This window comes from Pseudochelatococcus sp. B33, from assembly GCF_053570585.1.
The window spans coordinates 93,203-117,262 of the sequence record NZ_JBSEFH010000017.1; the positions used below are offsets into that span (position 1 = coordinate 93,203).

At 65.4% G+C, this 24,060-nt stretch carries 23 protein-coding genes; 7 read left to right on the top strand and 16 right to left on the bottom strand.

What is annotated here, in order from left to right:
• Positions 1 to 36: 36 nt before the first annotated feature.
• From ACUSIJ_RS18985 to ACUSIJ_RS19055, 15 genes are all read right to left on the bottom strand, one after another.
• Positions 37 to 636, bottom strand: a complete 600-nt coding sequence (locus tag ACUSIJ_RS18985) for a thiamine pyrophosphate-dependent enzyme (protein WP_449309977.1) — start codon at positions 634 to 636, stop codon at positions 37 to 39.
• 2 nt (positions 637 to 638) lie between these two features.
• Positions 639 to 1,181: a thiamine pyrophosphate-binding protein gene (locus tag ACUSIJ_RS18990; protein ID WP_449309978.1), complete on the bottom strand. Its 543-nt coding sequence runs from the start codon at positions 1,179 to 1,181 to the stop codon at positions 639 to 641.
• A gap of 86 nt (positions 1,182 to 1,267) precedes the next feature.
• Entirely contained in the window at positions 1,268 to 2,263 is a 996-nt protein-coding gene (locus tag ACUSIJ_RS18995) for a Bug family tripartite tricarboxylate transporter substrate binding protein (RefSeq protein ID WP_449309979.1), read from the bottom strand.
• Between the two features lie 189 nt (positions 2,264 to 2,452).
• The gene (locus ACUSIJ_RS19000; protein WP_449309980.1) at positions 2,453 to 3,400 is read right to left on the bottom strand and encodes a LysR substrate-binding domain-containing protein; all 948 of its coding nucleotides are present in this window, start codon (positions 3,398 to 3,400) and stop codon (positions 2,453 to 2,455) included.
• 228 nt (positions 3,401 to 3,628) lie between these two features.
• On the bottom strand, positions 3,629 to 5,131 hold the full coding sequence (locus ACUSIJ_RS19005; RefSeq protein ID WP_449309981.1) for a tripartite tricarboxylate transporter permease: 1,503 nt from the start codon (positions 5,129 to 5,131) through the stop codon (positions 3,629 to 3,631).
• A complete protein-coding gene (locus ACUSIJ_RS19010) occupies positions 5,131 to 5,580 on the bottom strand; it encodes a tripartite tricarboxylate transporter TctB family protein (RefSeq protein ID WP_449309982.1) in 450 nt (149 codons plus the stop codon). Before ACUSIJ_RS19010 ends, ACUSIJ_RS19005 begins: the two co-directional genes overlap by 1 nt.
• A 108-nt stretch (positions 5,581 to 5,688) precedes the next feature.
• Positions 5,689 to 7,167: an aldehyde dehydrogenase gene (locus tag ACUSIJ_RS19015; RefSeq protein WP_449309983.1), complete on the bottom strand. Its 1,479-nt coding sequence runs from the start codon at positions 7,165 to 7,167 to the stop codon at positions 5,689 to 5,691.
• Between the two features lie 56 nt (positions 7,168 to 7,223).
• Complete coding sequence (locus tag ACUSIJ_RS19020; protein ID WP_449309984.1) at positions 7,224 to 7,910, bottom strand: 4-carboxy-4-hydroxy-2-oxoadipate aldolase/oxaloacetate decarboxylase; 687 nt, start codon at positions 7,908 to 7,910, stop codon at positions 7,224 to 7,226.
• A gap of 49 nt (positions 7,911 to 7,959) precedes the next feature.
• Positions 7,960 to 8,679, bottom strand: coding sequence for an aldolase/citrate lyase family protein (locus ACUSIJ_RS19025; RefSeq protein WP_449309985.1), 720 nt, complete (start codon positions 8,677 to 8,679; stop codon positions 7,960 to 7,962).
• Positions 8,676 to 9,608 (bottom strand): NAD(P)-dependent oxidoreductase, encoded by a 933-nt coding sequence (locus tag ACUSIJ_RS19030; RefSeq protein ID WP_449309986.1) that lies wholly within the window; start codon positions 9,606 to 9,608, stop codon positions 8,676 to 8,678. The genes ACUSIJ_RS19025 and ACUSIJ_RS19030 overlap by 4 nt, the downstream gene beginning before the upstream one ends.
• Before the next feature lie 207 nt (positions 9,609 to 9,815).
• Positions 9,816 to 11,342 carry an FAD-dependent tricarballylate dehydrogenase TcuA gene (tcuA, locus tag ACUSIJ_RS19035; RefSeq protein ID WP_449309987.1) on the bottom strand — a complete coding sequence of 509 codons (1,527 nt, stop codon included), beginning with the start codon at positions 11,340 to 11,342 and terminating at the stop codon, positions 9,816 to 9,818.
• 255 nt (positions 11,343 to 11,597) lie between these two features.
• Positions 11,598 to 12,800: a mandelate racemase/muconate lactonizing enzyme family protein gene (locus tag ACUSIJ_RS19040; protein ID WP_449309988.1), complete on the bottom strand. Its 1,203-nt coding sequence runs from the start codon at positions 12,798 to 12,800 to the stop codon at positions 11,598 to 11,600.
• A 122-nt stretch (positions 12,801 to 12,922) separates the two neighbouring features.
• On the bottom strand, positions 12,923 to 14,446 hold the full coding sequence (locus tag ACUSIJ_RS19045; protein WP_449309989.1) for a tripartite tricarboxylate transporter permease: 1,524 nt from the start codon (positions 14,444 to 14,446) through the stop codon (positions 12,923 to 12,925).
• Between the two features lie 2 nt (positions 14,447 to 14,448).
• A complete protein-coding gene (locus ACUSIJ_RS19050; protein ID WP_449309990.1) occupies positions 14,449 to 14,991 on the bottom strand; it encodes a tripartite tricarboxylate transporter TctB family protein in 543 nt (180 codons plus the stop codon).
• 5 nt (positions 14,992 to 14,996) lie between these two features.
• Positions 14,997 to 16,007, bottom strand: a complete 1,011-nt coding sequence (locus tag ACUSIJ_RS19055) for a tripartite tricarboxylate transporter substrate binding protein (RefSeq protein WP_449309991.1) — start codon at positions 16,005 to 16,007, stop codon at positions 14,997 to 14,999.
• A gap of 180 nt (positions 16,008 to 16,187) precedes the next feature.
• Here ACUSIJ_RS19055 and ACUSIJ_RS19060 point away from each other — a divergent pair, with 180 nt between their 5' ends.
• Positions 16,188 to 17,276 (top strand): LacI family DNA-binding transcriptional regulator, encoded by a 1,089-nt coding sequence (locus ACUSIJ_RS19060; RefSeq protein ID WP_449309992.1) that lies wholly within the window; start codon positions 16,188 to 16,190, stop codon positions 17,274 to 17,276.
• A gap of 95 nt (positions 17,277 to 17,371) precedes the next feature.
• On the opposite strand, the gene ACUSIJ_RS19065 is transcribed toward ACUSIJ_RS19060, so the two are convergent.
• Positions 17,372 to 18,211 (bottom strand): IclR family transcriptional regulator, encoded by an 840-nt coding sequence (locus ACUSIJ_RS19065; RefSeq protein ID WP_449310029.1) that lies wholly within the window; start codon positions 18,209 to 18,211, stop codon positions 17,372 to 17,374.
• Between the two features lie 61 nt (positions 18,212 to 18,272).
• On the opposite strand from ACUSIJ_RS19065, the gene ACUSIJ_RS19070 reads away from it, so the two are divergent.
• The 6 genes from ACUSIJ_RS19070 to ACUSIJ_RS19095 are packed head-to-tail and all read left to right on the top strand — an operon-like array spanning position 18,273 to position 23,886.
• The gene (locus tag ACUSIJ_RS19070) at positions 18,273 to 19,253 is read left to right on the top strand and encodes a C4-dicarboxylate TRAP transporter substrate-binding protein (RefSeq protein WP_449309993.1); all 981 of its coding nucleotides are present in this window, start codon (positions 18,273 to 18,275) and stop codon (positions 19,251 to 19,253) included.
• 54 nt (positions 19,254 to 19,307) lie between these two features.
• On the top strand, positions 19,308 to 19,820 hold the full coding sequence (locus tag ACUSIJ_RS19075) for a TRAP transporter small permease (RefSeq protein ID WP_449309994.1): 513 nt from the start codon (positions 19,308 to 19,310) through the stop codon (positions 19,818 to 19,820).
• A complete protein-coding gene (locus ACUSIJ_RS19080) occupies positions 19,817 to 21,103 on the top strand; it encodes a TRAP transporter large permease (RefSeq protein WP_449309995.1) in 1,287 nt (428 codons plus the stop codon). Before ACUSIJ_RS19075 ends, ACUSIJ_RS19080 begins: the two co-directional genes overlap by 4 nt.
• Before the next feature lie 22 nt (positions 21,104 to 21,125).
• Complete coding sequence (locus ACUSIJ_RS19085) at positions 21,126 to 22,286, top strand: CaiB/BaiF CoA transferase family protein (RefSeq protein ID WP_449309996.1); 1,161 nt, start codon at positions 21,126 to 21,128, stop codon at positions 22,284 to 22,286.
• A 5-nt stretch (positions 22,287 to 22,291) separates the two neighbouring features.
• Positions 22,292 to 22,735 (top strand): MaoC family dehydratase, encoded by a 444-nt coding sequence (locus tag ACUSIJ_RS19090; RefSeq protein WP_449309997.1) that lies wholly within the window; start codon positions 22,292 to 22,294, stop codon positions 22,733 to 22,735.
• Positions 22,735 to 23,886 (top strand): ABC transporter substrate-binding protein, encoded by a 1,152-nt coding sequence (locus tag ACUSIJ_RS19095; protein WP_449309998.1) that lies wholly within the window; start codon positions 22,735 to 22,737, stop codon positions 23,884 to 23,886. The genes ACUSIJ_RS19090 and ACUSIJ_RS19095 overlap by 1 nt, the downstream gene beginning before the upstream one ends.
• Positions 23,887 to 24,060: the final 174 nt, after the last annotated feature.

Genomic DNA, 24,060 nt, shown 5'->3' on the forward strand with positions numbered 1-24,060 from the left:
ACGGGCGCGGCGAGACGACGGACATCGGCCCGGGGCTCAGGAATAGGCACGCTCGGCGCCGAGAAGGTTTTCCCGGAAGCGGTCCTTCAGATGCGCGCCATCGCGGACGCGGATCGACATCGGATAGCGTTGCTGGTTCACCTTGATGGCCACGAAGAAAGGCCCGTCGGCCGAAAAGAGCTTCGGGACCACGGCAGCGAGTTCCTCTTCCGTGTAGACCGTTTCCACCCCCGCGAAGCCGCACGCGCCCGCGATGCCCGCCAGGCTGACGCCGCGGCGCGTGTGCGTCGGCTGCATGCCGGTCTCGCTGTAGTGCTCGTTGTCGATGACCGCAATGGCGAGATTCGGCGGACGACGCGCCCCGATGGTGGCGAGCGCGCCGATCCCCATCAGCATCTCCCCGTCGCCGGTCACGACGAGAACGCGGCGGTCGGGCTGGGCGAGCGCAAGCCCGAGGCCGGTCATGGCGGCAGCGCCCATCCCGCCCCAGAGGCAGAACGTATTGGGATGGTCGACCGTGCCCGCGTCATAGGTCGTGGAGCCGAGGCCCGTGACTATCAGCGCCGTCCCGCGTTGCGCCACGATTGCCCTCATGACCTCGCGGCGATCCATGGTGCCCTGTCGTGTGTCGGTCATGGTCACTTGCTCCAGTCCTTGAAACCGAGGAGCCGCTGGCCGAGAAGCACGGCAACCACGCAGCTGGACGAAAAGGCGAGTTGCGCGGCGGCATAGACGATCTGTCCCACCTCCTCCGCGTGGGTGGCACGCTGGACGTAGACGCCCATATCCTGGAAGACGCGTTCGGTGTTCTGCCCCATCGGCAATTGCCAGGGGTTGAACTCACCCCACTCGCCGCGCATCGTGACGATCATCAGCAGCGGCATGCGGCAATGGAGGGGCACGCTCAACATGTTGATGCAGTTGCCGACGCCCGACGACTGCATCAGCAGCGCCCCCCTGTCCCCGCCGAGCCAGGCGCCGGCGAGCATGGCGACGCCCTCCTCCTCCGTCGTCAGCGAGACGGCCTCCATGGCGGGATCGGCGACGCAGCTCGATATCAGCTCGATATGCCCGGCGTCCGGAACGTAGGCGACCTGTCTCACATCCGCCCGTTTGAGCGCGTCGAAGATGTCGCCCGGCCAAAGACGAGGTGCAGATTGTGGTTTCACGTTGACTCCCATGCAAGGCGTGAGGGGAAGCTTCAGCAAAGCCCGGACGGGTCCACGCGCCCTCGCCGCGCGGACCATCCGGATCGGTCCGGAGGCTGTCAGAGCTCGCTGGCGATGCCGGACTGCTGGACGACGTCCGTCCATTTCTGGATGTCGCTCTTGATCTGCTCCGAGAACTCCTCGGGCGTGTTGCCCACGAGAACCGCGCCGGTCGGCTCGTAGCGCTTGCGGAACTCGGGATCGTCGATCAGGGCCTTGGCCCCTTCATGGACTTTCCGCACGATCTGCGGGTCCGTGCCGGCGGGCGCCAGCAAGCCGTACCAGAGATCCGACTCGAACCCATCCAGGCCGGGCAGTTCCGCAACGGCGGGAATGTCGGGCAGGGACGGGTTGCGCTGAAGGCTGCTCACCGCCAGGGCGCGCGCCTGCTCCTGCTTGATGTAGGGCGAAGCGCTGAGGATGGACACGAACAGACAGTCGATATGCCCGCCGAGCAGCGCGGTGATCGATGAGCCGGTTCCCTTATAGGGAAGGTGGGTGATCTCGACACCTGTCCTGCCCTTCAGCATTTCCAGCGCCAGATGCGCGCCGCCGCCGACGCCCGACGAGCCGCAACTGAGCTTGCCGGGGCTCTGCCGGGCCAGTTCCAGAAACTCTTCCATCGTCGTGGCCGACGACGTCGGGGGCACCAGAAACACGAACGGCAACGCCGACAGCATGGATATCGGCACGAGATCCTTGACCGGATCATACTTGACGCGGTCGCCGAAAAGCTGCGGGTTGATGACGATCGTCGCATTCGTCGTCAGCAGCAGAGTGTAGCCGTCGGGCTTCGACTTGGCGACGATATCCGTACCCAGATTGCCGGCGGCGCCGGCCTTGTTCTCGACGATGACCGGGTTGTTGTTCCACAAGTCCTTGAGCTTGTTCGCGAGCTCGCGCGCCATGATGTCGGTGCCGCCGCCCGCCTCGAACGGCGAGACGATCCTGACGGTCTGGCTGGGATAGTTTTCGGACTGGGCAAAGACCGGCGCGGCTGGCAGCGCGACGAGCGACAACGCAAGTCCGACGATGTGGCGACGACGAATGAACATGGCTTCCTCCCCTGTGCTAAGGCCCGGGAGTTAAGCGGTTTCCTCCCGTGTTATGCTTGGCTGATGGGAGTTTAGTGAGCGGGTATCAGCGGTGCAAAGCGTGTTTTCCGATAGTAGTATGCACCCCAGGAATACTAGCGCGGACTCGCCGTCCATGGGACGCGGCTGGCGGGAGGCGGGGAAGCCGGCCTATCTCGCCAGGCGTTCGCGCTCGCGCGCCCGCAGGGTCGAACGCACGTGGTCCGGCGTGAGCGTCGGCGCCAGAAGCGCGATGAAATCGAAGATGAAGCGGCGGATGTAGGTGTCCGTGCGCAACGTGACGTAGCTGGTGCTGGCGTCGAACAGATGGCTCGCATCGCGGGCGCGCAAAAGCCTGTCGTGGGCCTGATCGAAGGCGTCGGACGCCATGATGGCGATGCCGAGGCCCATCTCCACATAGGTCTTGCCCACGTCGGCGTCGACGGCATTGAAGAGGATCGTCGGCGTGATCCCCCGCTTCTCGAAGGCGTCGAGGATCTTCCACCGTCCGCTGCGATGCGGGTCGTGCGCGATCATCGGATATTTGGCGATGGCTTCCAGGGTCAGAGTCTTGATCCGCAAAATGGGGTGCGCCTTGGGCGCGATGAGGATGCGCGTTATCTGGTAGCACGGCAGCTGCAGGAGCTGCGGAAAGGGCCGTATCGTTTCCGTGCCCACCGCAAGATCGGCCTTGCCGGCCTCCACGGCCTCACAGATTTCCGTCGGATTGCCCTGCTGCAATCCGATCCGCACCTGCGGATAGCGCTGCACGAAACTCTTGATGACGCGCGGCAGGATGTAGCGGGCGTGGGTGTGCGTCGTCGCGATCGTCAGCGTGCCTTCTTCCTGGGCGCCGTAGTCTTCGCGGATGTTCTTGAGGCTCTGGACTTCGTTGAGAATGCGCTGGGCTATCTCCACGACTTCCCGGCCGGGGTCGGTCAGCCCGATCACGCGGTTCCGGCTGCGCTGGAAAATGGAGAAGCCGAGTTCGATCTCCAGCTCCTGAATCTGCTTGCTCATGCCGGGCTGGGAGGTGTTCAAAGCCTCAGCGGCGGCGGAAATATGGTTGCCCTGCCGGTTGACCTCGATGACGTACCGGAGTTGGCGAAGCTGAACCATGGACCTCCCCTGCACTGATTGCAATCGGGCCCCAGTCTATGCCGCTTGCGGCAAATCAGTCATGAAAAATATGACATTATCGAAAAAGGATGGCCGCTCCGAGGAAACGCCCGCAACCGGCATCCGCCCCCGGCCGGCGGCCCGAACCGCATGGGAACGGGATGACCTTCCGCCGGAAGGTCATCCCGTTCCAACTCTCTGTCCTCGCTCACCTCTCCGAGGCGTGCTCTAGCCCTCCGCTATTGCCTGATCCTTCTGTTTGCGGATCGAGGGGGCGACCATCAGCAGGATCATGCAGAGCGCGATGATCAGGAAGGTGGCGCTCAGCGGCGAACTCACGAAGACTTCCGGATTGCCATGTGACTGCAGCATGGCGCGGCGAAAGTTCTCCTCGATCATCGGCCCGAGCAGAAAGCCCAGGATGAAGGGCGCCGGCTCGCAATCCAGCTTCAGGAAGATGTAGCCGAGCAGGCCGAAGAAGGCCGCGAAGGCGACGTCGCTGGGGCTCATGTTCACCGTGTAGATGCCGATGCAGGAAAACATGAGGATGAGCGGATACAGCCAGCGATAGGGAACCTTGAGAAACGTGACCCACAAGCCGACCAGCGGCAGATTGAGGATGACCAGCATCAGGTTGCCGATCCACATGCTGGCGACCAGTCCCCAGAACAGATCGGGGTGCAGCGTCATCACCTGAGGACCGGGGGTGATGCCATGGATCATCAGCGCGCCGAGAAGCAGCGCCATGGTCGCGCTGCTCGGAATGCCGAGCGTCAGCGTCGGAATGAAGTGCGTTTGCGCGGCCGCGTTATTGGCCGATTCAGGCCCGGCCACGCCTTCGATCGCCCCCTTGCCGAACCGGGAGGGATCACGGCTGAGCTTTCTTTCGAGTGCATAGGAGGCGAAGGAGGCGATCGTCTGCCCCGCCCCCGGCAGCACGCCGAGGATCGAGCCGATGCCCGTGCCGCGCAGTATGGGCTTCCACGAGGCTCCGAGATCCGCGCGCGTCGGCATGAGGTTCGTCACCCGCTTGGTCAGGACGTCGCGCTGAAGCGGCGCGCCGAGGTTGGCCACGATCTCCGAAAACGCGAAAAGCCCGGCTGCCACAACGACGAAATCGAACCCTTCCATGAGCCCCGGCAAGCCGAAGGTGAAGCGGTCGATGCCCGTGTTGACGTCAGTTCCCGCCAGTCCGAAGATCGCGCCGCAGAACGCCATGCCCATGCCCTTGACCAGCGAACCGCGGACGAGGGCGGAGGAGCAGATCAGCGCCATGAACATCAGCGAGAAATATTCCGCCGCGCCGAACTTCAGCGCCACCGCGCCGAGCGGCGGCCCGACCAGCGCTATCAGCAGCGTGCCGAAGCAGCCGGCGACGACGGAGCCGATGGCGGCGATCGCCAGCGCCGGACCGGCGCGTCCCTGGCGCGCCATCTGATAGCCGTCGATGCAGGTGACGGCCGATGACGATTCGCCGGGGAGGTTGACCAGAATGGCGGTCGTCGAACCGCCATAGGCCGCGCCGTAGTAGATGCCGGCAAGCATGATCATCGCCCCCTCCGGCGGCAGGCCGAAGGTGAGCGGCAGAAGCACGGCGATGGTGACGAGAGGCCCGACGCCGGGCAGGACGCCGATGAACGTGCCCAGCAGCGCGCCGACGAAGCAGTAGGCGAGGTTCATCGGCGACAGGGCGACGCCGAAACCGAGCGAGAGATGCTGCAGCAGTTCCATCACCAGGGCCTCAACTTCAGGGGGATGTTAAGGCCGTAGACGAAGATGCCGACCGCCAGGACCGTCATGGCCACGATCATGACGGCAAGCTCGGACATGCTGCCCTCGCGTCCACCCAGCCGGCCGATCAGCACGAGGCTCGCCACCGCGACGATGACGCCCAGTGAATCGATCAGCAGGCTGAACACGAACACGGCGGCCAGCACGAAGACCAGCGGCCGGACTTCCCAGCTGGCGACGCCGTCCGACGCTTCGGGATTCAGCATCGAGCGGATGAGCATCGTCAGGCCGATGAGCGCCATGATGACGCCGAGCATGACAGGAAAATATCCTGGCCCCATGTTCCCCGGCGTTCCCAGCCGGTAGCTGACCCCCATGGCGATGGTTCCGAGCCCGATCGCGCCGAATAGCGCGCCACTCAGGAAATCCTTGGTGATGTGAATTTTCATGGTTCCCGCCCGTCCTGGTTATAGCTTTCTTCTTTGCCGCCCCGCTGCCTCTCCTGCGCCCAGGCGTGAGGCGATGACCTCAATCCCTTCCGAGATCGCGCGGCGATGTCACCTCTGCACGAAGGGATTGGCCGAAGGCGCGCCGAAATTCATCCAGACGCTCTTCACCTGCAGATACTCCTTGATCATCTCGGTGCCGTTCTCCCGCCCGAGGCCGCTCTGGCGGTAGCCGCCGAACGGCGACATGTAGCTCGTCGCGCGATAGGTGTTCACCCACACCGTTCCCGCGCTCAGTGCCTCCGTCATGCGCACGGCGCGACCGACATCCCGCGTCCAGACGCCGGCGGCTAGGCCGTAGATCGTTTCATTGGCGATGCGAACCGCGTCCTCCTCGTCCTTGAAGCGGATGACCGACAGGACAGGCCCGAACACCTCCTCCTGCGCGATGCGCATGCGGTTGTCGACATCCTTGAAAATCGTCGGCTCGACGAACCAGCCGTCGCCGCATTCGGGCAGCTCGCCCGGCTTTCCGCCAAGGACGAGCTTTGCCCCCTCGCCCACGGCGACATCGATGTAGTGCAGCACCTTGTTGTATTGCGGCAAGGTGGTGATGGGGCCGACCTGCGTTTCCATCTGGGCCGGATCGCCCATCCGCGCCGTCCGCACCTTGTCGACGAGGCGGTCGAGAAAGGCATCGTGCACGCTATCCTCGACCAGCAGCCGCGAGCCGGCGATACAGGTTTGCCCGGTCGCGGCGAAGATCCCCGAAATGGCGCCGTTGACCGCCTCGTCCAGGTCCGCATCGGCGAAGACGATGTTCGGCGACTTGCCGCCGAGCTCCATCGTCACGTGTTTCATCGTCTGCGCGGCCAGCGCGTAGATCTTCCTGCCCGTCGCGTCCGACCCCGTGAACGCCACCTTCGCGACCTTCGGATGGTCGACGAGCGGCACGCCAACCTCGTCGCCGAACCCCGTGACGACGTTGACCAGTCCGTTCGGGGCGCCGGCCTCCTCGACCAGCTTGACGAACTCCAGCACCGATGCGGAGGTGAATTCCGAAGGCTTGATGACAGCCGTATTGCCGGCCGCGAGCGCGGGCGCGAGCTTCCACGCCGTCAGCATCAGCGGCGAATTCCACGGCGTGATGATCCCCACGACACCGAGCGGCTCGTAGCGGGTGTAGTTGAGATAACCGCGCTTATCGAGCGGAATGACCGCGCCTTCGACCTTGTCGGCGAGCCCGCCGTAATAGTAGTACCAGTTTGGCATGTAGCGCATCTGCGCCAGCATCTCGGCCATCAGCTTGCCGTTGTCACGCACCTCCGTTGCCGCGAGGCGTTCGGCATCCCGCGCGACGAGATCGCCGATGCGCCGCAGCAGCGCCCCGCGCTCGCTCGCGGTGCTCGTCGCCCAGGGCCCCTTCGTGACGGCCGCGTGCGCCGCCTCGACGGCCCGGTCCACGTCCGCGGCATTGCCGCGCGCGATCCAGGCCCATGGCTTGGCCGTATAGGGATTGAACGTCTCGAACCATTCGCCGCCGATCGGATCGACGTACTGGCCATCGATATAATGCTGGAACCGCTGCATGCCGTCGCCTCCCGTGAAAGCACGTGTCCTGATCAGCCCGATGCCGCCGGATCGGGCTATTCGAAGTGGTCGACCACCTTTCCCTTCAGCAGTCTGTCAATATCGAGCGTGCCGTGAGCGGGATCGGGAAGCAACTCGTTCAGGTTGCCCTTCTCCATGGCCTCGGTCTCGACGCGGTCCCGCTCCATCGCCGTTGCCAGAACCCGCTCGGCCAGCAGACGCGGCACCACGGCCACGCCGTCGTCGTCGCCGACGACGATGTCGCCGGGCGAGACCACCAGTCCGCCGACATGAACCGGGACGTTGATCGAGCCGGGCGTGTTCTTCTGCGGCGCGCGCGGCGAGATGCCGCGCGCAAAGACCGGGAAGCGATCGCGCCGCAGCAGCGCGACATCGCGAATGGTGCCGCTGGCGACGACGCCGACGCCGCCGCGCGCCCGCACCTGCATGGCGCTGCGATGGCCGAAGCAGCCGCTATCGGGATCGCCGGCGTCGACAACGAGCACATCCCCCGGCCGCATCATATGGACGGCCTTGTGCACCATGATGTTGTCGCCGGGGAAACAGAGCACCGTGAAGGCCGAGCCCACCATGGCGATGTTCTCGAAGATCGGGCGGATCTCCGGCCGCATCGCGCCGTGGCGGCCCATCGCATCGCTCAGGGTGGAGGTTGCGACGGTCTTGAACCGCTCGACAAGGCCGGGCGGCGCCCGCTCGAAATCGTGATAGATATGGCCGTACATGACCGCCTCCTCCGACTGCCGTTCTTGTCTTCAACTATCACAACCCGGCTCAGGCCGGCGCGAGCGGCCCACGGACGCTGTCGAGAAAACCCCTCGCGGGGCTACCGACGAGCGCTTTCAGATGAACGTTGATCCAGCGCAGGCCGAGACGGCGATAATGCGCGACCGCATCGAGATCACCCTGAACATTCAGACCGGCCGCCCGCCCGGCTCGCGCGACGGCGCCGATCGCCGTCTCCACGGCCCGCCTGACCGCCGGATGATCCGGCCGGCCCTTGAGACCCATGGACTGGGCGAGGTCGAAGGCTCCGACATAGAACACGTCGACAGCCTCCGCGTCGAGCATCTGGGGCAGGTTGGCGACGGCCGTCTCGGATTCGATCATCGCCACCAGCAACTTGCCGGTGTGATCTCCCTCCCATTGGGCAATTCCGTCCGCGATCGCCTCGACCTCGGCGCGCGTCTCCACATGGGGCGTCTGGATGCCGTCCACCCCGCAACTGAGATAACGGTTGATCAGCCCGGTCTCGTTGGACCAGGGGCGGAGGATCGACGCCATCCCGGCTGCCCGTGCCGCCCGCGCAAGCTCCTCCACCGCCGTGAAATCGGTGGCGGCATGCTCGCAATCGATGAATACGGCGTCGAAGCCGAGGGTACCGACAAACTCGACCAGACGCGGCGTCGGGAAATCCGTATTGCAGACCGCGACCGTTTCGCCGGCCAGCAATCGACGCCTGAGTGCGTGTGTCATAGGTGTCGTGGCCGTCATGGGCTTGCCTCCACCTCCTTTCCGGCGCTCGCGCTCTCGGTCACGAAACGCGCGAACTCGGTATGATCGGCATCGGGGCCGTTCCACGATTGCGCATCCTCCCAGAGATGCAGGCAGGCATGGCCGAGGGCGGCCGGCACCTCGCAGGCTTCGGCAACCTCCATGGCCAGTTTCAGATCCTTGACCATCAGGTCGAGCGAGAAGCCGGAATTGTAGGCCCGGTTGAGGATGTACTGCCTGAACTTGTTCTCGGTGCTGTTGTTGCGGCCGGTCGACGCATTGAGGACATCGACGAGGACCCCGCCGTCCACCCCGAAGCGCTCGGCGACGAGCAGCGCCTCCGCCGCAGCGGCCAGACCCGCGGCGGACACGTAATTGTTCAGCACCTTGACGGCGTGTCCCGCACCGAGGGGGCCGATATGGAAGCGCCGGCCCATCGTCGCCAGCAACGGGTCGAAACGCTCGGCCAGCGCGCGGTCGCCACCGACCATGATCGCCAGCGTCGCGGCGACGGCACCCTTCGTGCCGCCCGATACGGGCGCATCCAGCAACGCAATGTCGAACGGCTGAAGCGCCTTGCCCAGCTCGCGCGTGCCGACCGGCGCGGACGAGCTCATGTCGATGATCGTGCCGCCGGGCTTCATGGTCCGCAGCAGGCAGTCGTCCTCCCCGCCGCCGCCCAGCGCGACGCGGCGCACGATCCCGCCGTCGGGCAGCATCAGCACGACCACGTCCGACCGTTCGCCGAGTTCGGCGAGCGAGCTGGCGTGGACGCATCTCTGCGCGGCCGCGAAGGTTTCGGCCTTCCGGGCGTCGGTGTCGTAGACGGTGACATCCCATCCGGCTTCCACCAGATGGCGGGCCATGGACTGGCCCATGTTGCCGATACCGACGAAGCCGACCTTCGTTGAATCCTTCGAAGCGATCAAGACGTTCCCCTCCCTCCTGCAATCCGCCCTAGCCAGTGTTCATTCATGTCAGCGGTCTATCTCGCCGCCGTCGTTAAATTTATTGTCGAAACATGAACTCAATTTCTGTAAATGAAATCGAGTTTACAATTCTATTTTCCTCTTAATACATCGTTCAAACCAACATATATGTTTCTATATGCGATTTTTTTTCTTATATCTGCCGCGCTAGACGGCGCTGGACGTCACCTTGCGGCGGTCGGAACCCGCCCTGTTCAGTGCCTCGCGTGCGGCGTTCTGTCCGGCGATCCGCCCGAAGACGGCGCCGCTCATCAGGCCCGTGGCGCCGGGATAGTTGAAGTAGAACAGGCCGCCGACCAGTTCGCCGGCCACGTAGAGGCCCGGGATCGGCAGCGCGCCGCTGTCGATCGCCTGCGCGTCCGTCGAGATGCACAGGCCGCCGAAGGTGAAGGTGATGCCGCAGGTGACGGCATAGGCCTCGAACGGCGGGGTTTCGATCGGATTGGCCCAGTTGGATTTGCGCGGCTCCACGTCCTCGGTGGAGCGCCCGTCCTTGACGGTGGGATCGAAGGGGACGTCCCGTTTGACGGCGGCGTTGAACTCACGCACCGTTTTCAGGAACGTGTCGCGATCGACGTCACCCATCCTGTCCACCAGTTCCTCCAGCGTGTTCGCCTTCACCCGCGTGACGCGGCGGGTTGCGTATTCCGGGCGCAGGAGGTGAGCAACGGAGGCATCGAAGATCTGCCAGGCGAACTGGCCGGGCTGCTCCAGTATCACCCGTCCGTATTTCGCGTAGGTATAGTTGCGGATGTCCGCGCCTTCGTCGAGGAAGCGTCTGCCGGCGGCGTTGACCATGATCGACCAGGGATAACTGTCCCGCTCGTAGTCTCCGGTAACGGCGAGGTCGCCGAAATCCTCGGCATAGCGCTCCCAGCCGACGGCATGGCAGCCGGACCAGTTGCCCTTCGGCTGAGCGCCGATCCTCAACGCCATCTCCAGCCCGTCGCCGGTGTTGAACTTGCTGCCGCGCACCTTGGCGAGATCCCAGCCCGGACCGAGATACTTGCTGCGCCATTCGCTGTTCGCCTCGAACCCGCCGCAGGCGAGCACCACCGCCCCGGCCCTGATCTCACGGGTGGCGCCGTCCAGCTTGACGATCACGCCCTCAACGCCGGCGTCCGAACTGACGAGCTCCCGCACCCAGGCGTTGTAGCGCACGTCGACCCCCGCCTTTTGCGCAGCGAGATAGAGCGTATCGACGAGCCCCTGCCCGCCGCCCCAGGCGGCCAGCGTCGCGCCGCCCCAGAACTTGAACCGGCCGTTGACCTTGAAGGACTGCCGGCCGAACTGCGGATAGAATTTCACGCCCTGCTTCACCATCCAGTGCATGGTCGGATTGCTCTGGCGCACCAGGATCTCGCACAGGTTGGGGTCCGTCCGATTGTGGGTGACGCGCGCCATGTCGTCGAAGAACTGGTCTTCCGTGTAGCTGCCGAAATCGCTGTCCATTTCTTCCGGGGTGAGATCGGGGGACAGCGCGAAAATGTCGTCCGCGCCGGAATAGACGAAGCGCATCAGGCCTTCGGTGTAGGAGCTGTTGCCGCCGCGTTCCTCTTCGGGGGCGCGCTCCAGCAAGAGCACGCTGGCGCCGTTCTCCCGCGCCGACAGAGCCGCGCACAACGCCGCATTCCCGCCTCCAACGACAACGACGTCATACTCTCTTTCCGTCATCGACCGCTCCATGTCTCCGCCCTCGCTGCTTGTCTCGCCGACTTGCGTCGTGATCCATTGTCCTAGCAAAGTCGCGGGCGGAGTTATCAGACTATCTCGTGCTTCTGCTATTCCCTGCCGATATAGTGAGCGCTTGTCGGGCGGGATCGGCCCGCGTATGCGCGGGGTCCAGACGCAAAGAGGGAGCCCCTGGGGGGCTCCCTCCTCCATCGCACGAAGCGCCTTCGATGCAGTCGGCGGTCAGACCGTCGCCGGCTAGTGCTTCTGCGCCGGCGCGGGGTTCGGCGCGCTGTTCCAGCGCCGCACCCGGCGCTTGCCGTGGCCCTTGATCTCCTCACCGGTGCTGAACGGCAACTGGCGCACGACGTCCCACTTGACGTCGGTGCCGAGGCCGGGCCGGGTCGGTACGGTGAGGAAGCCGTCGACCACCTCGACGGGATGGGTGAGCATCTCATCGCGCAGCGGGTTGCTCGCGCCGGGGTCCCACTCCACATGGCCGCGCACATGCGCCGGGATCGCGGCGGCGAAGTGGATGTTCGCGACCTGGCCGAGGCCGTTCAGCGTGTGGGGCGCGACCTGGACGTTGAACGCGCTGGCGAGGTGGGCGACCTTCATCGCCTCCGATATGCCGCCGCACTTCACCGCGTCCGGAGTGATGAAATCGACGCCGCCGCGCTCGAAGAGGTTGCGCACGTCATAGCGCGAATAGACGTTGCCGCCGGACGCGATCGGCACCAGCCCCATGCGGGTGAGGCGGCCGACGTCGTCATGATGGTTGGCGATGGTGAAATCGAACGGATCCTCCATCCAGAAGGCGCCGACCTCGCCGAGACCGCGCGCCACCCGCACCGCCTCGCTCCAGCTGTAGCTGGCGTTCATGTCGATCATCACGTCGACGTCCGGGCCGAGCAGTTCGCGTACCTGCCGCACCACCTCCACGTCGCGCTCGACGCCGGCGCCGCCGCGGACCTTGAGCGCCTTGAAGCCCATGTCAGCATAGGACTTGGCCTCGGCGAGCAGCTCCTCCATCGGCTTGTGGCCGAGCACCATGCAGCCGACATAGGCGGCCACACGGTCGACCCCGCCGCCGCCGAGCAGGCGGGCGACCGGCTGGCCCGAAACCTTGCCGAGAATGTCCCACAGCGCGATGTCGATGCCCGAGATTCCCGAGACCGCAGACGCGCCGAGATAGACCGAGCCGTAGAACAGCTTTTCCCAGACGCCCTGAACGTCGAGCGCATCCTCGCCGATCGCCATGGGCGCCAGCTTCTCGTCGATGATGGCCTTCACGGCAAGAGGGGCATGGGCGTGGTAGGACGAACCGAGGCCGTAGACGTTCTCGTCGGTACGCACGACGACAAGAAGCTCATCACGCCGCGTGCCGGTACCGATGCCGGTCTGCCAGATGACCTCGAGCGGGGCCGAGACGAGGTAGGTTTCGACGGCAGTGATTTTCATAGAAGGTCTCCATTCCTGTAAGTAGTGAGTCACATGTGCAAGGATTGTCGGGGCCGCCTGTAGCTCTTTGATCCTGAGCGAATTCCGATCGATCCAAAGGTTCCAGCCGATCGGAAGGCGCTCTAGCGCGACTCCCGGGCAAGACCTTGTTCCGTCTTCGATTTTCGAAGAACATTGAGATGGGCGACGATGGGCGGCACAACGACGCTCGCCAGCGAGAGCGCGAGCAGGATCACCGCGATGGGCCTCTCGAAGAAGATGAGGAGGTTGCCTGTCCCCATCGAGGACGTCTGGACCAGCGAGGTTTCGAGCGGCCGTCCCAGGACGAGGCCGAGAATGAGCGGCGCCGCCGGATAGCCATAGGACGTGAGGGCAAGGCCGATCGCGGCCGAGCCGATGACGATCCAGATCCCGAACAGGTCGTTCTCGAGCGAGTAGGCGCCGAGGATGCTGAACACCAGAATGCCGGGATACAGGAAGCAGTAACGGAACCGCAGCATCAGCGCGAAGACCGGCGCCAGCGGCAGATTGAGGATCAGCAACAGGATGTTGCCGACATAGAACGACGCGATCAGGCCCCAGACCAGACCGGACTGCTCCTTCACCAGCAGCGGACCCGGCTGGATGCCGAACAGCAGGAAGCCGCCGAGCAGGATCGCGGTGGTCGCCGAGCCCGGAATGCCGAGCGCCAGCGTGGGAATGAAGGAGCCGTTGACCGAGGAGTTGTTGGCCGCCTCCGGGCCGGCGACCCCCTCGATCCGTCCCGTGCCCAGGGTGATCCCCTTCTTGCGGGCGACGCGGCGCTCGACGTCGTAGGCGAAGAACGAGGCAAGCGTCGCGCCGGCGCCGGGAATGATCCCGAATACGAAGCCGAGCAGGCCGCCGCGAAAGATCGGCATCGCCGAGAGACGCAGGTCCTCGCGGCTCACGACCATGTCGCTGAAGCGCGTGCGCAACGGTTCGGGCTGGCCGCTTCCGACCGCCTTCAACACCTCGTTGACGGCGAACAGCCCGATGACGACGTAGAGGAAATCGATGCCGCCGAGCAGTTCGGTCAGGCCGAAAGTGAACCGCGCCGTGCCGGTCATCGCGTCGATGCCGACGGTCGAGATCAGCACGCCGACCGCCGCCATGACGAAGCCCTTGAAGAGGTCTCCGCTCGCCAGCCCCACCACGCTGATGATGCCGAACAGCATCAGGGCGAAGGTCTCGGGCGGGCCGAACTTCAGCGCGACCTGGGCAAGCGGCACCAGCGCCAGGCTCAGGAACACAATACTGATCGTGCCGGCCAGGAAGGAGGCGATGGCGGCGATGGCAAGCGCCGCTCCGCCCCGCCCCTGCCGGGCGAGCTTGTAGCCGTCGAGCACGGTCGGCACCGAACTCGCCTCCCCCGGCGTCGCAACCAGGACCGACGAGATCGTGCCGCCATACTGCGCGCCGTAATAGATGCCGGCGAGGAGGATCATGGCCGTGAGGGGATCGAGCCCGAGCGTGAGCGGCAGCAGCAGCGCCACGCCGGTGGAGGAGCCGAGCCCCGGCAACAGGCCGATGACGGTGCCGAGCGTCACGCCGAGCGCGCAATAGGCGATGTTCGAGAACGTCAGAGCGACGGCGAACCCGCCCAACATGGCGTAGAAGGTGTCCATGGTCACAGCCCCAGAGCCCGCCAGATCGTCCCGACCGGGACAGGCACTTCAAACAGCCAGACGAAGAGCGCCCACGAAACCGCCATCGAACCGGCCGACATCGATGCGGCGGCGGCGAAGCCCTCGCGCTCGAAGGCGAGCACGCAGACGAAGACGAGCACCCCGAGCATGGGAATGAGCCCGAAGACGGGCGCCAGCACGACCGACAGCCCCATCAGAAACAGGATGCCGGCCACCGTGGTCGGCCTGCCGGCGGCGCCCCCCTCATCCTCCGAGAAGTCGGCGAGGGAGAGATCCCGGCCGTCGGGCGACGGGGCGGCGTCATCCGGCCTGGGCCGCGCCCTGAGTGCGTTGACCACGAGGACCGCCGCGGCGATCGCCAGCGCCAGCCCCCATATCAGGGGCATGAGGCCGGGGCCGACGATGCCGTCGGCCGACACGGGGTATCGGAGCCCGTAGAGCGCCACGAAGATACCGAGCGCCAGAAAGGATGCGGCGCAGGCGAGCTCTCCGAACGACTGCCGCCGCAAGAGTTGGGGCATCATGGCGCTCAGTCCTTCTTGAGCACCTGCTCAAGCGTTGCTTGAGTCCTGACCAGATAGTCGTTGAACTCCTGGCCGCGGCGGAATTCCGGGAACAGGTTGTTCTTGGTTATATAGTCCTTGTAGGCCGGCGTCTTGGTCCACTCCTCCATGGTCGAGGCCCAGAAATCGGCCTGCGCCTCGGTGAGGCCGCCGGCGCCGAACAGGCCGCGATACTGCGCGAAGGAGACGTCGACGCCCTGTTCCTTGGCGGTCGGGATGTCGGCAAGCGGCGAATCCGCCGGGTAGCGAACTTCCGAGAACGCAACCAGCGGGCGCAGCGTCTTGGCATTCATCTGCCCGATGGTTTCGCTGGGATTGAGGATGGTGAACTCGATATCGCCGTTCATCAGGCGCGCCACCGAGGCGGAGCCGGATTCCAGCACCACCGGCTGGAACGAGACGTCCTGATTGCGCGCCAGCAGATTGGTGACGATGGCGTCCGAGCTGGTGGTCGAGGTCAGGCCGACGCGGAACTTCTTCTCCTTCGCCGCCGTGATGAAATCCGCAAGGCTCTTGTAGGGCGCATCGTACGGCACGACGAGAAGCTGCGCATCCGCAGCGATCTGGGCGATCGGCGTGAAATCGGTCCACTGGAACGGCGCCGGCTGGATGAGCAGCGGCAAAGCGACCGCCGCCGTTTCGGACGCGAGCAGCGTCTGCGGATCGCCATGGCGCTGGCGCAGATAGTTGTAGCCGATGACGCCATTGCCGCCGGGACGGTTCTCGACGGTGATCTGAATGCCCGGATGGACGGTCGTGATACCGGCCGCCATGGAACGGGCCATCAGGTCGCTGCCACCGCCGGCACCGAACGGCACGATCATCGCGACCGGCCCCTTGGGCGTGAATGCCGCACCGTCCTGCGCGCTGGCACCACCGGTGGCGAGGCAGGAAGCCATGAGCAGGGCCGCGGCGCCACAAGCGAAACGGGACACCCCGCGAATAGGGGTCCGCACCTTCTTCAGAGCTGGAAACATGTGACCTCCCAATCGCGCCTCTTCCGGCGCTTTATAATATTTTGTTGTTGAGACAACGTTGTCTTGCACGAGATAACGTTGTCTAACGCACCATATTTGTCAATGTCGAATTACATGCCCGTTCAACATCAACAAGGATCGGAACTGACTATGGCAATGCGGAGCGAAGGCCGCGCAAAGTTGGGCAAGAGGCCCCGGTCGCCCACACTCGCGGACGTTGCCGCCGCCGCGAGCGTCTCGGTGAGCACGGCCGGCCGGGTTCTCCGCGACCAGGGCTGGCCGGTCGAGGAAAGTCTCAAGGAGCGCGTGCGGGCCGCCGCCGACGAGCTCGGCTATGTGCCGAATGTGATGGCGCGGACCCTGCGCGCCGGAGCGCCCGCCTTCGTCGGCCTCGTGGTCGGCAACATGCTCGATCCCTATTACGGCGAGATCGCGGAAACGGTGACCTGCTATTCCGAGACCACGGGGCGCATGCTCACCACGGTGTGCAACATGCAGCGCGACCCGCAGCTCGAGCTCGACTATTGCCGGAGGCTTTGGGAGCACCGCGTGGCCGGGCTGATCCTGGCGGGGGGCGGTTTCGATCAGTTCACCTATCACGACGAGCTGGCGCGGCTCGTCAAGAAGATGGAGCGCAGCGGCGTTGTCGTCGCGACGCTCAGCCCGCGCGATATCGCCATACCGTCCTTCCACGTCGACAATGTCGACGTGGGCCGGCGTGCGGCGCGCGAACTCATCGTGCACGGCCATCGCGACATCGGCATCCTCGTGGGCCCCATCCGCAACCGCGTCCTCACCCAGCGCATCGCGGGCATCACCGCGGCCTGCCAGGAGGCGGGCTTCGCCCCCCATCTGGTCGAGATGGAATTCGGCGCGGCATGGGTGGCCCCGGCCACCGTCCGCCTGTTCGAGGAGCGGCCCGCGACGACAGCGATCATCGCCGCCTCGGGCGTCACCTCCCTCAACGTGGTCCGGGCCGCGACGGCGGCGGGCCGCGCCGTGCCGCGGGACGTGTCGGTGATCGGCATCGGCGGCAAGGCGATCAGCGAATGGGGAGCGTCCCGCGTGGCGCGCGTCGACCTCGGCCTGGAGACCTGCGGGCGCGCAGCGCTGGACTACATCGTCGCAAGGGTGGAAGGTCATCAGGGCGCTCCGGACTTCGCTCTGGAACCGGTTATCGTCAGCGGCGATTCAATCGGCCCGCCCTCTTCGCGCGCCGACAGGAGGCGGCCCGGCAGCGCCAGACGACGGACCGGAACCGCGCCATAACGAACGATCCGATCCGATGAAAACGGACCATTCTCCGCACGTCTCCGCCTGACCGGATTCGCCGGTTGACTGCTCTCCGAATAATCTCGTGATCGTCAGCCGGTTGGCGGCGTGTCGCCCACCTCGAGGCCGCCACCGATGGCCTGGGTGATGGTTCGGGCGGAATCGCGCAGATGTTCAGTGACCATTGCCAGCGAGTTCTCCGATACGGCGCCGATCCGCGACACCGTCAGCGCTGCAATGGCGGACCCCAGGTGGTTGAGCACGGGCGCGCTGATGTCGGTTACGCCTGGCGCTATGGCGCTGAGCGACACTTCGTATCCGGCGTTCTGGATGCTTTCCAGGCGCGCGATGAGGGCTTCGCTTGCTCCGGGCGCCGTGCCGGCCATCTTTTCGGCCATCTCGTGCCTGCGTTCCGGACGCTGGTGCGCGACGATCATTCTTGCCGAGGCATAGGCTTCGGAAAGCGGGAAGACACCGCCGACCTTCACGCTCCAGCCCATCAGCAGACTATCCGGCTGCGCCTGGGCGAGCACGATGAACTGGTCCCCGTGCTGCGTGACCAGATGGCACGAACTGCCGACCCGGGCCGCGAGGTTTTCCATGTGCGGTATCGCAATCTGCACCAGCCGGCGGGTTGGCGGGTGAATATTGGCCAGTTCGAACAGGCGAAGCGTCAGCGTGTAAATCCCCGACTGCGAGTCGCGGGCGATATAGCCTCGCGCCTCGAGCGCCAGAAGCACACGAAAAATCTCGCTCGCCGAGCGCCCTACCCGCTCGGCGAGCTGCTTTTGCGGCAGCCCCATGCGCTCCTGAGCGAGCGCCTCCAGGATGTCCAACCCCTTTTCGAGCGCGGGGACCCGATTGCCCGTATCCGTTTCAAACATGCTGTCTTGACGCCTCGATATTCCACATATAGAACTATCACTACACATATGAAATTCGACTCGATCAGTCGATATGCGAACCCGGCACACGGGTCACAGGGAGTGAAAAATGCACAAGGTCCTCCGGGCGCTTGCCGCCGCTGTCGCGTTGTCCATGGTGACGTCCTCCGCCATAGCACAAACTGTCAATCTGCGCGTCGCTCATGCGCTGGCGCCGACGGAACCCATTCATCAGGCGGTCGTCGGCTTTGCCGAAGCGGTCAATGCCCGCAGCGAGGGCCGGCTCAACATCACCGTTTTCCCTTCCGAGCAGCTCGGCATCAACCGGGAGGTCTATGAACAGGTTCGCCAGGGCGCGCCGATCATCCAGGTCGCCGATCCCGGCTTCATGTCCGACTACATCCCCGACTTCGGGGTGATGAACGGTCCCTATCTGCTGGACACTCCGCGCGATTTCAATCGCATCCTCGAAAGCGAATGGTATGCGGGCCTCACGGAGAAGGCGGCGAAAGCCGGCTTTCGCCCGCTGTCCTTCAACTACTTCTTCGGCAAGCGTCACATGCTCGGCAGCAAGCCGTTCGTGACGCCCGAGGACCTGAAAGGCGTGACCATGCGCATCGCGCCCAACCCCATCTGGGTCGAGACTTTCGGCGCCCTCAACGCACGCGGCGTTCCGCTGCCGTGGGGCGAGGTCTATAGCGCGCTGTCGCAGAACGTGGTCGAGTCCGTCGAGGCGCCGATGGGTTCGCTCTACGGCGCCAAGCTGCAGGAGCAGCGCAAGACCCTGTCGCTCACCGGGCACTTCACCGCCTTCCTCGGCCTCGTCATGAACGAGACCATCTTCCAGTCGCTCGCTCCCGACCTGCAGCAGATCCTGATCGAGGAAGCCGTGAATGCCGGCAACGTCATGACGGAAAAGACGCTGGAGAACGACGAGAAGCTCCTCGAAACCCTCAAGGATGAAGGCGTCACGGTCGTGACCGATGTGGATACGGCCGCGTTCCGCGAGGCCACCGCGAAGGTCTACTCCGCGTTCCCCGACTGGACGCCGGGCGTCTACGACCAGATCCGGGCCATTCTGGACAACTGACGGGCGATGGCGGGCGGTCCAGGTCGCCCGCAGCCAACCGAGAGAACCAATTCCATGTCCGATGTCCTGCCCGCGGCTGCGGCTGCCGCGCCCGTGTCGACCCGCTTTTCCGATCTCATGATCGAGGAAATTCTCGCAACCGTCGCCCTTACCGCCGTCGTGTGCTCGGTGAGCTGGGGTGTCGTCACCCGCTATGTCCTGCCGACGCCGGCGAACTGGACCAGCGAACTCGCCGCCATCGGTTTCGCCTGGGCGGTGTTTCTGGGCGCCGCCGCCGCCTTCCGGCGGTCGGGGCACATCGTGATCGACACCTTTCTGTTCCTGGTGCCGCCCGGCGTGGCGCGCCTCGTGCAGATCCTCGCTGCCCTGATCACGCTGGCGGTGCTGGGTGCGGTGTCCTTTCTGGCGATCCGCTTCACCCTCTCCACGCTCGACATTCCGACGACGGTCCTGCGTCTTCCCCAGGCCACGCTCTACGCGGCCGCCGCCGTCGGCTTCCTGCTGATGACGGTGCGCCACGCCGTCCGCAGCTACGAGGTTCTGTTCCAGAAGAGGCCGATCCCATGATCCTCTGGCCGACATTTCTCATGTTGGGTCTGCTGATGCTCAGCGTCCCGGTCGCAGTGGCGCTCATCGCGCCGAGCCTGCTCTACTTCTTCCTCGGAGCGTCGCTCCCCATCGACATCTTCGCCCAGCGCATCGTCTCCAGCACCGAGTCCTTTCCGCTTCTGGCACTGCCGTTCTTCGTCATCGCCGGCAGCATCATGAATGTCTCCGGCATCACCCGCCGCCTGCTCAACCTCGCCGACGCCTTCGTGGGCCACCTCGTGGGCGGGCTGGCGCAGGTCGTGGTCATCCTCGCCGTCCTGCTGGGCGGCCTCACCGCCTCCGCGAATGCCGACGCGGCCATGCTCTCCAAGATGCTGGGTCCCACCATGATCGAGAAGGGCTACCCGCGCGGCTTCGCCGCCGCGATCGTGGCCGCCTCGTCGATCATCACCGCCATGATCCCGCCGGGCATCGGCCTCATCGTCTACGCCTTCATGGCCAACGTGTCGGTGGGCCGCCTCTTCCTGGCCGGCATCGTTCCGGGTCTGCTGATCGCCGTCGCGCTGATGGTGGTGATCTACTTCCTTTCCAGCCGCCGCGGCTTCCTGCCGGCGCGGACCAGCATGGTCAGCGGCCGCGACCTTTTCAGGGCCTTCGTGGACTCGATCTGGGCGCTGAGTGTGCCCGTCTTCATCGTCGTGGGCCTGCGCTACGGCATCTTCACGCCCACCGAGGCAGGCGCCATCGCCGTCGTCTACGCCATCTTCGTCGGCGCGGTCTGCCACCGCGAGCTGAGCTGGCGCGACGTGCCCGAAATCATCCACGACTCCGTCATCACCATCTCGGTCGTGATGCTCATCATCTGCGGCGCATCGACTTTCGGCTATTACATGGTGTGGGAGCAGATCCCGACCCAGATCGCCAACGCCCTGGTGCTGCTGACGGACAATCCGCTGGTGCTGCTGCTCCTGGTCAATCTCATGCTGCTGATCGTGGGCATGTTCATCGAGGGCACGGCGGCCATCATCCTGCTGACGCCGATCCTGGTGCCGGTCGCCGCCTCGCTCGGCATCGACCCGATCCACCTCGGCATCATCATGGTGCTCAACCTGACCATGGGTGGCATCACGCCGCCGGTCGGCACCCTGACCTTCACCGCATCGAGCGTGTTGCGCACGCCCATCACGGAGACCTTCAGGGAAAGCCTGCCGCTGCTTGCCTGCCTGCTGGTCATCCTGCTGCTGGTGACCGTGCTCCCGCAGATTTCGCTGCTGCTGCCCGCCACGATGATGGGCCGCTGACCAGACCTCAACGAGTAGTTCCATGTCCAGCAAAGATCTTTTCCTGCCCCTGCAGGGGCACCTGGTTCTCGACATGAGCCAGTTCCTGGCCGGGCCGTCCGCCGCACTTCGCCTCGCCGACCTCGGAGCGGAGGTGATCAAGATCGAACGCCCGGATGGGGGCGATCTGAGCCGCCGGCTCTATGTCTCCAACCTCCAGGTCGATGGCGACAGCACCCTGTTCCATGCCATCAACCGCAACAAGCGCAGCTTCACGGCCGACCTCAAGTCCGCGGAGGACGTTGCCAGGGTCAAGGCGCTGATTGCCCGGGCGGATATTCTGATCCAGAACTTCCGTCCCGGCGTCATCGAACGTCTGGGGCTCGATTATGACACGGTGCGCGCGATCAACCCGCGCATCGTCTATGCCTCCATCACCGGCTACGGCGACACCGGCCCGTGGCGGAACAAGCCGGGACAGGATCTGCTCGTGCAATCCATGGCGGGCCTGGCTTGGATGAGCGGCGACGACGGCGAGCCGCCCGTGGCCACCGGCGTTGCCGTGGCCGACATGTTCGCAGGCGCGCATCTCGTTCAGGGGATCCTCTCGGCCCTGGTGCGCCGTGGCGCGACGGGCCAAGGCGCGCGCGTCGACGTCAGCCTGTTCGAATCCATCCTCGATCTGCAGTTCGAGTTCTTCAGCACCTTCCTCAACGGCGACGGTTCGGGCCCGAGGCGGAGCGGAATCGGCAGCGCCAGCGCCTATCTCGGCGCCCCCTACGGCATCTATCGGACAGCCGACGGCTTCCTCGCCGTTGCCATGAACCCGCTCAGCAAACTGGCTCGGCTGCTCGATATGCCGTCACTGGCCGACTTCGACCATCCGGACCGGGTGTTCACGGATCGCGACGCGATCAAGACGCTGATCGCCGACCGCCTCGTCACCGCGACCACCGCGCACTGGCTGGCCATTCTCGAGCCCGCCGACATCTGGTGTGCCCCGGTCATGGACTGGCCGGCGCTGATCGAGCACGAGGGCTTCAAGGCGCTCGACATGATTCAGGACGTGATCACCGCCAGCGGCGCGACAGTTCGCACCACGCGCTGCCCGATCCGCATCGACGGCCGGATCCTCACCGCCGCCAAGGGCGCGCCCCGGATCGGCGAAGACACAGCAGACATCCAGCGGGAATACGGGTTTTAGCAGCCATGATCATCGAGCGCTTTTTCGAGGACTACGCCATCGGCGAGACCTCCATCACCACCGGCCGCACCATCACCGAGGCCGACATCGTGATGCATGCCGGGCAGACCGGCGACTTCTTTCCCCACCACATGGACGCCGAATGGTGCGCGACGCAGCCGTTCAAACAGCGCATCGCCCATGGGACGCTGATCTTCAGCGTGGGCATCGGCATGGCCGCGAGCGTCATCAACCCCCAGTCCATGTCCTACGGCTACGACCGGCTGCGCTTCATCACCCCCACCTTCATCGGCGATACGATCCGGGTGCGCAGCACCATCGTTGAAAAGCGCGATCACAAGAGCCCCGACAAGGGGCTGGTCATCGAGCAGGTGGAAGTTCTCAAGCAGGACGACAGCCTCGCGCTCATCTGCAACCACATCCACATCGTCAATCGGCGGGCTGCCTGATGCCGAGGCTCGACATTCTGAACTGGCAAAGCCGCCGCGCGATCGAACCGGTCGCGCGGGCCATCGCGCTCTTCCGGCAATCCCGCCCCGATTGCGAGATCGTCCAGACCGTGCGGCCCCTGTCCGATTTCGAGCATCAGGATATCGAGGTGGTCGCGAAGCGCCACGACATCGTGGTCTTCGACCATCCCTTCTGCGGCGCCATTGCGGCAAGCGGCTGTTTCCTTCCGCTCGAGGATCTGATGCCGGACGTCGCGGGTCCGGGGATGGACGGCCGGTATATCGGTCCGAGCCTTTCCACCTATCGGTTCGCCGGCCACGTCTGGGGCGCACCGATCGACGGCGCCACCCAGCACGCGATCTATCGCCCCGATCTCCTGCAAAAGCTCGGCGGCGGCCTGCCCGTCAGCCATGCCGACGTGCTCGGACTCGGCCGCCGCGCGCGTGATGCGGGCCTCTATCTCGGCACGGCCATCGAGACCCCGCATGCCCTGTTGAGCATCTTTTCCTACATGGCCAACCGGGGCGAACCCGTCGTCGCGGACGACCACGGGCTGCGGGACATTCCGGCGGCGAGCTTCGCCTTCGCCTATGATGCCGTGCGCGCGGTCATGGATCTGTCGCCCGAGGAGGCGAAGGGCTGGAACAGCATCGATCTGCATGAGGCCATGGCAACCCGCGACGACGTGGTCTACGCGCCCGTCGTCTACGGCTACGCGACCTATGGCGAGCCGGACCTGCCGAACCGGCTCGGCTTCGCGCCCTTTGCGGGCGGCACGGCTCCCCACGATGCCGGCACGACCATCGGCGGCACCGCCATGGGCCTGTCGCGCTTCAGCGCCAGCCGCGAGGCGGCCGCGGCCTTCGTCCGCTTCATGGCCGGCGCCGAGGTCCAGCGCCGGGTGGTGGCGGAGAACAACGGCCAGCCCGCAAGCCTCGCCGGCTGGCAGGAAGCCGACATCGACGCACGTTTCAACGGCTTCTTCTCAAGTGTGCGCGGAACCGTGGAACGGGCCTGGACCCGCCCGCGCTTCAACGGCTATGCCGCGTTCCAGCGCCGCGGCGGCGGCATCGTCGCCGACGCCCTCCGCCACGGTGCGGACGCCGAAACTGCGCGGCGGCGCCTGCTGGAGCTCGACGGGGCCGACTGACGCGACCGGCGCGACGCCCCGGACGCGCGCCACCGCATGCGCGCCATCCGGCGCGGCGGATTGTCCCGAGGCCCGGCGGCCCATAGCGGTGGGCCGGGCGCGGCCCGGATGCACGGCAGTCCGGGATTACCAGTCGATCCCCATCATCGATCTGGAAATTTAATTTAATGTCAT